This is a genomic window from Chryseobacterium sp. CG10_8, assembly GCF_058117085.1.
In genome coordinates, this window is record NZ_JBYVEB010000234.1 from 1 (window position 1) to 1,225 (window position 1,225).

Consider the following 1,225-nt stretch of genomic DNA (forward strand, 5'->3'; position numbering starts at 1 on the left):
TAATCTAATATTAAATGATGAAAATTTCAATGCCATTATTGAAAGCTTGAAAAATAAATTTCCTCGAAATAGTCCGCACTTTAGTAATAATTCTTGGAACACTTGGTTTTATGTTAGCAACAAAAGCATTATCCATAATAGCTATGTCGATTCCTTAGATTTAAAAAAGAAGTTTGAATTGCATAAAAACCTAGAAAAAGAAGTGAATATTATTCATCAAGAATTTTCAGAAATTTTAAATTCTTTCAATTCTTTATTAGAATAATGGCAAAACTCGAACAAATCTACCGTTTGATGTTGGTTGCGGAATTTCTGAAAACAAAATCCAAAGGAGTTACCTATCTAGAAACTAAAAATCATCTTGAAAGAAAATTTGAAGAAAAAGGTTTTACACTTAATTTCAGTGAGAGAACTTTTAAAAGAGACCGAGACCTAATTTCTGAAATTCTTGGTATTGAAAGTGATTTCAAACGTTCATCAGGAACATTCAAGATTGATAACGAAGAACTTGATAACAATTCGGGGACAATTATGGATAATGTTTTGCTTATTGATGCATACAGAAAAATACAGGATAATTCAGAAATTTTAATTTTCGAAAAAAGGAAACCTTTGGGTTTACATCATTTTTCAGATTTTATTGAAGCTATTAAAGAGCATCACATTGTATCCTTTCAATACCATAAATTTTACGAGAAAGAACCTGAAAAAAGAGTGGTAGTTCCATTGGCTTTGAAAGAATTTAAAAGTAGATGGTATCTTTTAGCAAGTGACAATCAATCTGAAAATTCAGTTATCAAAACATTTGGTTTAGACCGAATTTCTGATATTGAAATTCATCACACAAAACAATTTCGAGATTTTAAAGACATAGAAAAATCCTTCATCAATTCTTTCGGGATTATTTCCACTTTGAATGAAATTCCACAAGAAATCATTTTGTCTTTTACAGGATTTCAAGGGCAATATATCAAAACGTTTCCTTTACATTCATCACAAGAAATTTTTTTTGAGAAAGAGGATGAACTTCAAGTCAAACTAAAACTAGTCCCAACTTTTGATTTTTATCAAGAATTGTTAAGCCATTCGGAAAGTTTAAAAATCATTTCACCAGAAAATGTAAGATTAGAATTTATTGGTTTTTTAAAAAATGCTTTGGAACAAAATCAAAAAACTAAAGATTAAATTTTTTATCTTGTTTAGGGTATTCGAAAAGAAAAAAGAA

Annotated in this window: 2 protein-coding genes; both read left to right on the forward strand. The window is 28.1% G+C overall.

Annotated elements, in window-relative coordinates; genetic code table 11:
- The coding region (locus AC4AGG_RS16465) for a hypothetical protein (protein WP_489773111.1) at positions 1-265 on the forward strand (265 nt) is incomplete at its 5' end.
- On the forward strand, positions 265-1,185 hold the full coding sequence (locus tag AC4AGG_RS16470; protein ID WP_489773112.1) for a helix-turn-helix transcriptional regulator: 921 nt from the start codon (positions 265-267) through the stop codon (positions 1,183-1,185). The genes AC4AGG_RS16465 and AC4AGG_RS16470, both read left to right, overlap by 1 nt.
- The last annotated feature ends 40 nt before the right edge of the window (positions 1,186-1,225 follow it).

Bases quoted from the DNA above. Each gene is read 5' to 3' on its own strand.
- AC4AGG_RS16470 (WP_489773112.1), top strand. From the start codon at position 265: ATGGCAAAACTCGAACAAATCTACCGTTTGATGTTGGTTGCGGAATTT.